Origin of the sequence: Streptomyces sp. NPDC048484 (assembly GCF_040651415.1) — a bacterium.
Classification (GTDB): Bacteria; Actinomycetota; Actinomycetes; order Streptomycetales; family Streptomycetaceae; genus Streptomyces.
In genome coordinates this window covers 25,303-32,308 of sequence record NZ_JBEZJY010000073.1, presented here as the reverse complement: position 1 = coordinate 32,308, position 7,006 = coordinate 25,303, and the positions used below count along the sequence as shown (strand labels likewise).

The 7,006-nt window shown below is 64.5% G+C and carries 6 protein-coding genes and 2 pseudogenes; 1 reads left to right on the top strand and 7 read right to left on the bottom strand.

Annotated elements, in window-relative coordinates:
- Positions 1–91: 91 nt before the first annotated feature.
- Positions 92–373: pseudogene (locus AB0D14_RS41480) on the bottom strand (transposase); the annotation flags it as partial.
- 95 nt (positions 374–468) lie between these two features.
- On the opposite strand from AB0D14_RS41480, the gene AB0D14_RS41475 reads away from it, so the two are divergent.
- The gene (locus AB0D14_RS41475; protein ID WP_362789645.1) at positions 469–1,107 is read left to right on the top strand and encodes an ISAs1 family transposase; all 639 of its coding nucleotides are present in this window, start codon (positions 469–471) and stop codon (positions 1,105–1,107) included.
- Between the two features lie 173 nt (positions 1,108–1,280).
- On the opposite strand, the gene AB0D14_RS41470 is transcribed toward AB0D14_RS41475, so the two are convergent.
- The 6 genes and pseudogenes from AB0D14_RS41470 to AB0D14_RS41445 form a co-directional block, all read right to left on the bottom strand.
- Positions 1,281–2,591 (bottom strand): cytochrome P450, encoded by a 1,311-nt coding sequence (locus AB0D14_RS41470; protein ID WP_362789635.1) that lies wholly within the window; start codon positions 2,589–2,591, stop codon positions 1,281–1,283.
- Positions 2,592–2,633: 42 nt separating this feature from the next.
- Positions 2,634–3,662 (bottom strand): hypothetical protein, encoded by a 1,029-nt coding sequence (locus tag AB0D14_RS41465; protein ID WP_362789632.1) that lies wholly within the window; start codon positions 3,660–3,662, stop codon positions 2,634–2,636.
- 620 nt (positions 3,663–4,282) lie between these two features.
- Positions 4,283–4,399 (bottom strand): annotated as a pseudogene (locus AB0D14_RS41460) (transposase); the annotation flags it as partial.
- A gap of 77 nt (positions 4,400–4,476) precedes the next feature.
- Entirely contained in the window at positions 4,477–4,857 is a 381-nt protein-coding gene (locus AB0D14_RS41455; RefSeq protein ID WP_362789629.1) for a VOC family protein, read from the bottom strand.
- Positions 4,858–5,246: 389 nt separating this feature from the next.
- A complete protein-coding gene (locus AB0D14_RS41450; RefSeq protein WP_362789626.1) occupies positions 5,247–5,939 on the bottom strand; it encodes a hypothetical protein in 693 nt (230 codons plus the stop codon).
- Positions 5,940–6,044: 105 nt separating this feature from the next.
- Positions 6,045–6,671, bottom strand: coding sequence for a hypothetical protein (locus tag AB0D14_RS41445; protein ID WP_362789622.1), 627 nt, complete (start codon positions 6,669–6,671; stop codon positions 6,045–6,047).
- Positions 6,672–7,006: the final 335 nt, after the last annotated feature.

The window sequence follows — 7,006 nt, the reverse complement described above, 5'->3', positions numbered from 1 at the left end:
CAGGCTGCCCTCAGCTGCACCGGCCTGCTGCGACAGGCCAGCGGCGGGGTCCTTTCACCCCCGCTCGGGGTAGTGGCGCCTCGTGGCGCACCAGCCCGTACTTCCAGTCGATCCTCGTACGGACCGCGTCTGCAGCCCGGCGGTCCGACAGGTTCTCGGCGAACTGCAGCACCGACACCAGCGCCAACTGCCCCGGCGACAGTGCCGGCCTGCCGTCCGTGGGAAACAGATCGGCGAAGTCCTCATCAGCGAACACCACATCCAGCCGGTCCCGCATCACCATCACCGGCGTGCCCTTGGGACACGCCGCCCACGCCGTCCTGACCGTCTCCACCGGGATCCGCTGATGACTTTCCGGATGCAGCGACACCATCCACCACCTCATACCGAGGCCGCCCCGCCCTTCCAATCAACCACCAACCACGCCCGCCGTCACCACCCTGACAAGATCGCCAACAGAGTCACGAGATCCCCTCCTTCGCACCGCTGCTGGACGGTCTCGAGCTGGAGAAAACGGTGGTGACCGCCGACGCCCTGCACACCCAGCACGACCACGGGGCCTATCTGACCAGTCGCGGCGCCCACTACGCGGCCGTCGTGAAGAAGAACCATCCGGGCCTCTATGACCAGGTCAGGACACTGCCCTGGCGGAACATCCCGCTCGGGCACCGCACTCGCGACCACGCCCACCACCGCGACGAGATCCGCCGGCTCAAAGTCGCCGCGTTCAGCCATCTCGCCTACCCCGGCGCCCGCCAGGCGATCCAAGTCGTACGGTGGCGACGCGACTTGAGCACCGGGAAGCTGACCATCGAGCGCGTCTACCTGATCACCAGCCTGACCGTCTTCGACGCCACCTGCACCGAGCTCGCCACCTGGATCAGAGGCCACTGGGGTATCGAGAACCTCCTGCACCACGTCCGGGACCGCACGTTCCGCGAGGACGACTCCAAGGTCCGCACCGGCACCCTGCCCCGCGCCATGGCCTCCCTGCGCAACCTCGCCATCAGCGTCTTCCGCCAGGACGGCCACACCAACATCGCCGCCGCCCTCCGCCACACCGGCCGCGACTACCACCGGCCACTACGAGCCCTCGGCCTCACGTGACGAACCCAGACAGATCTCGATCATGCAATGACCCTGGGTGCACCATGGTCATCTGTACAGCGGCGGCCGAATATTCCGACACGACTGGATTCAGACCCTGGTGATTGGGCGGCCGAGTGGCGCGCTTGGCGGTATTGCCCTATGCGCACCGGACGTATTTCACGCTCCGGATCTCACCGTTTCCGGACGACCATACGAAGTTGGTTGGGGCGGACGGTGACCGCAAAGGTGGGACGTACTGGAACTGTGGGGTCAAGGACAAGGCGCCATTTTTGGAGGATTGCGGCAACAAAAAGAGGCAGCTCCAACATGGCGAGATGCTCTCCCGGGCACTTTCGGCGTCCAGCTCCGAACGGGATGAACGCGAGGCGGGTGGCCTTCTCATCAACGGACCAGCGATCGGGGAGGAAGTCGGTTGGGCGATCGAAGAATTGTGGGTTCCGGCTGGTGGCATACGGACTCAAGAAGACACTGGTTCCCGCAGGGACACGGACGCCTGTGATGACAGTCTCACGAATGCAAGTACGAGCCAGGATAGGGGCGGAATAAAGTCGCAAAGATTCCCGGATTACCTGCGCAAGCAAGGGCATCTTGTCGATGTCGTCGAATGACGGGGGTCGGTCTCCGATTGTTTCGTGGATTTCTGCCCAGACGTTGCTCTGGATTTCCGGTGCTTTGCCGAGATGGTAGAGAACCCAGGAGATCCCTGAAGCCAGCGTTTCAGTGCCGCCCATGATCATCGCAATGGTGTCACTGATGGCCGTACCTATCTTCTCTTCGCCGTATTCCTGGACGATTCTCTTCATAATTCCGGAATTTTGTTCTTCATCGAGCGATCGACGGGCTTCTTGGGTGATGAAGGTCGTGAGATAGTTACTTCCCCGCTCGAAGCTGCGGTTTACCGGAAGTGGCAGCTTGTCAGCCCAGGTTGGGATCATCACGCGCCGTGAGATAAGATGGAGTGTCTTGCCGAAGACTCGACGAAACTCGATTTCCCGAACGAGTGGAAACTGTCGTCCGAGGGTGACGTGAAGAACGGTGCGGAGGGCGATGGTGAGTGTTTCTTCCAGGACGTCGATCCATTGCCGGTCGGTCCAGCTGCTCATGTGTTGCTGGACAAGGTTGACATGACGTTCGGTGACCGCCCTGAAGGCGTCACGTCGCAGATGTTGCTGGGCATGGCGGCGGCGATCTATGTGCTCTTCGCCATCGACAAGGAGCATGCTGTTGGGTATCAGGGGTTCAGCACGGTGCATGAAACGTCCCTGACCGAAGTCCGCGGCCTTATTTCGCAGGACGTCGTCTAGGGCTTCGATGGAGAGAGCGAAGAGGAGTTCCGTGCGGCCGACGTCGATGCGGACGAGGTGCCCATAGGTGCGGAGACTTTCGATGTAGGTGAGCGGGTCTCGCAGCATGGCGAGACTGTGGCCGACGATGGGAAGACGGCCGCTTGCCTGGGGGACGTCGGCGAGAGTACTGGCCATGGGAAATATCCTTCCGGGATGAGTCGCAGCTCCATCGCCAAATCAATGGTCCGACGGCTGCACGTCACGGCGTGCTTGTGGATATTGGAGAGTGCCGACGTCTGAGGTGCTCGCATAGTCGTAGCGGGTGCCGGCGAGATGCCATCGGTAGGTTCCGTCCACCCAGGCGACGAGGGCGTCGGCCTGGTGCCGTTCCGTTGCGTTCACGTTGGCATCGGCGCGTAGCGCAGAGACGAGGGCGTTCAGTTCGTGATGTACGGCCGAGACAAGGGCGAGCGCGCTTGGAAAGGTTTGTTCATGGCTGATACCGTATTCTTGGGCCAAGACTCGGAACAGAGTGAACTCTTCGCCTCGGCGAATCTCCATGGGGTAGGAGATCAGGTCATTGACCAGACTGGTAAGGAGGCCGGCGGATTTTGAAATACGAGCCAGGCCGTAGGTGTACGGCTTGTGGGGCTCCAGCAGATCCGGCTGGAGCCGCTGAAGCAGGCTGGCTTCGTCAATGGCCAGGCAGAAGGCTCGGTAGTCGAGGTACTCCGCCAGTGACGGCAGATCGCCGGACCGTACCCACTGCTGACGCCTGCGCCAGGCCCTCAGAGTGCCCATGACTCCGTCAGTGAATTTCAGGATCAATGAGGCGTCGAGCTGAAGAATACTGTCTCGGATGCTGGCCATCGCCAGGATGAGGCGGTCGGCGTCGTCGTCGAGCGGCGCTCCGTCGTGGAGGATCTTTTTCACGGTCTCTATGAATATGTCAATCGAGGAGTCGGTGTAGATCAGTTCGTCGTTGACCGCCGCAAGCCATGTGTAATAGCGGGCGAGTGTGCCGACCACGTCAGTCGGGGCGCTGGGCATCACGTAGCAAGGAACCAGCATCGACTGGTCCAACTGGTATCCACCAGTCTTTCCGTCGGCTATGTGGAATTCCGCAACCCACTGTCGTGTTTGGGTGGCGATATCCTCGGAATGTGGGTGCGTGCGTGCGAGACCGTGCAGGCGTTCCAAATGTGCTCGAAACCAGGTCATGAGTTCGCGCGCACGATCAAGTTCGCATGATTGAGTATCCGTCACAACTGTGTCCTCCTTTTCGGGAGTGGAGTACTGGCCTGCGCTCTCATCTGCTGGCCGCCGGATCAACCGCACCCGACGATCAATCTGTTAGGAGCTCACCTGCTCCTCCAGACATGGCCGCACCCGCCGCTGGGCCCGCTCCAGCAACTCGGCCCCAGTGCGCTCCAAGGAATCCACCGATGGTGCCAGCATCGCCGTTCCACCTGCTTCTCTTCCACGTGCGGCGGTCAACCGGTGATAAGACGGAGGCTCATACCGGCCAGTCCTTCCAGGAAAACCCGCAATCCGTGCCAACGGAAGAGACAACGGCTCCAGGAAGCGTGCACGCGTTGAAAGCTTGTGCGCTTGTGCATGGGCGCCCCGCGCGAACTGTCGGCGTGAACCGTTCCGGGTTCGGTGGGGACCCGATCGTTTGAGAGGATCGAGTCATGGCACGTCCCTGCCCCATTACCCTGCTGTTCTGTTCCAAGAGGCGCCCCGTGGGTGATGACAGCCGCCGGATCCGCCGGGACGCTCGGCAGAAAGCCGACTGGGAGCCCGGCCGTGTGAGCGCGGCCGGGCCGCGCGCCGTCAGGCGGCCCACGGCGACGACGTCCCGCACTCCCAGACCTCGAGTGCGGGGTCGCCCGGTTGACGCCCAGGTCAGCGGCAATGCTTTTGTAGATCGCCCCGGGTGTGGACTCGTACAGGGCCACGGCATCGGCCTTGAACTCGTCCGAGTAGTCCTTCATCGCCATCGGCGGTCTTCTCGCTTCCTCCGGATCAAGCAGATCCAGTATCAGCGTGTCCACCACACAGGGGAGCCCCCGCTGAGCTAGCCGCTGGCGTCATCCCGGTAGAGGCAGAAGGGATGGCCGGCCGGGTCGAGCATCACCCTGACGTTGTCCTGCGGCTGATGGTCGGCCTCCCGCCCGCCCAGTTCGAGCGCGTGCGCCACGGCAGCCTGCAGATCGACAACTTCAAAGTCGAGATGCATCGTGATCCGCTGAGCGCCCTCCTGAGTCGGCCAGACCGGAGGGATGTACCCGTCCGAGAGCTGGAAGGCGATGTAGCCCACGCTTTCCGGTGGCGCGACCGCTGCCCCATCAGCCTCTGCCTTGACGATCTCCCAGCCCAGCAGGTCCGAGTAGAAATGTGCAAGCACCCGCGGATCAGGCGCCTCCAGCACGACGCCCCACCAGTCGTGTCTGGCCATGCGAGGAGTGCCGGGCTCGTGACTGGGCCGTCCGCGCATGTCGGTGACTACCCCCGTGAAGCTTCGCCTACCGCTGCTGGTCATGAGCTGGTCGCTGGAGCTTACTGGTTGACAGGACGCGGAAGGAGCACTGCGTCGGGCTTCGCTCCTATCTCAGGACTGTGGTCGGTGGCCACTACCAGACGCCGCAACTCCCCGCCCAGACAGGCGATCGGCATCGATCCATTCCATTGTGTTAGGGAGCGTATGTGGTTGCGATCACCAGGTGGTCCGGGTGAGTTCTCTGAGCCAGATCATCGAGGCGCGCAGGTGGAAGCCGGCGAGGTGGGCTGCGACGGCGCCGTCCCCAAGTCCCTGTCCCGCACGGGGCCCCCGTCGCCCGTGCCTTCCTAGATCGTGCCGCTCCACGCCCGGCGGTTCTCCCGGCGACGCACATGGCCGCGCCAGCCCGCGAGCAGCGTCATGCCCGTCCATGCGGCGACTCCCGTGACGAGGCCGCCGAGCCTGCCTTCGGGGTCGACGTCCACGGCGTCCTCCAGCGGGACGGCGCCTTCCGGGTCGCGGAGGATCTCGATGCGGTCGCCCACCCGGTAACCGGGGCTGCTCCCCCGGTACTCGAGGGTCTCGTCGAGTTCACCGCCCGGCCCGACCAGTGTGAACCGGTGGTTCTTGCTCGCTCCCGCCGCGCTGTCCGCGGTGATCGTGACGGTCTCGCGGACGCCACGTCGGTCGAGCGCCGCCTCGGGGGCGTACTGGACGGACCCGACGAGAATGAAGAGCGCGGGGACCACGGAGAGGACGGCGAGCCACCACGCCCTGTGGAGCAGCCGCAGCACGATCACGAAGACCAGGCAGCCGAGCACGCCCGCCGCGATCGGGATGAAGTCCATGCCCAGCGTGACGTAGGCGAGTCCGGTGTTGCCGGCGGCGATCCCCCAGGCGACCAGCAGCACCCAGAGCGTGGCGAGTACGGACGCCCCGGCGCTCCTTCCCGTGCGCTGCCCACCTGGAGCGGGCACTCCGGCCCCGGCCGCGTCCCCGACGCCGCCCGCCACGGGCGCGTTCATCCTCTGATCGCTCATCCGCGCAGCATACGAGGCGGCCGGAACGCCGTGCCCACGTGGCCCGGGACCGGTGTCAGTGGCGTGTGCCAAGGTGCCGCTCTTCATCCTGGATTCCCCGGGTCTTCAACGGGTGAGCAGGGCCTTCAGGACGCCGGTGACAATGGTGGTGCCGAGGAGGCCGCCGGCGAGCGTGCCCACACCGACACCCATCGCTGCCAGGGGTTTGATGTCCGGTTTCAGCAGCGTTCTGCCCCCGAGGTGCCGGAAGGCGACGACCGTGGCGAAGCCGCCAGTAACGAGAAGGAGCGAGGTCAGGAAGAGGAACCCCGTGAAGTTGTGGTCCGGTTCCTGCGCGGAGGTCTCCCGCTGGCCCTGGAAGGCGACCTCGACTATCTGGCCGTCCCAGTAGATGGCGGTGACGGTGTCGCCGGTCTGGGCGGCGCTGTAGACCGGGTGACTCCCTCCGCCCATCCGCACCCACTGCGACGGCCGGCCGTCGCGGGAGAACAGCATGTAATGGGGGCGGCCTTTGCTCGAGTTCCGGCGCTCCTTGTCGATGAGCGTGACCGGCGTCTGTGACAGGCAGCCCGGTGCGGGCTCCGCGGTGGGACACGTGGGCGCCGAATCGTACGCCTGCTGTTTCTCCAGCTTGCCGGGCAGCAGAAGGACGGCGAGGGCGAGACCGGCGAGCAGGAGGACGCCGGCGATCGTGGCCGACAGTGCGGGTCTGGGCCTGTGCTCGGCAGCCAACCTGTTCCCCCTTGCGTAGCGTAGTTGGCGAAGATCGTTACATCGCGACTCGAGGGCGTCAATGAGACTTTGCCAATCCGCGACCTCGCGACCTGCGGCACCGTCCACGCCTGACGCCCGCAAACCGGGCGCCCCGCACACCGGACGCCCTGCCGCTGTAGGTTCTCGTCGCTCATGTCCTACGGCGAGGCTGTGACCTGTGGCTTCTCGCGGTGTCTCACGCCGTGGCCAGCCGCTCATTCTCACGGCTGTGTCCAAAACCTCGGCCTTTGCCACCGAGGGCGCGTCTGTCCTGTCGCAGCGCATCCGTCAGACGACGGGCTTTCGACCTGCGG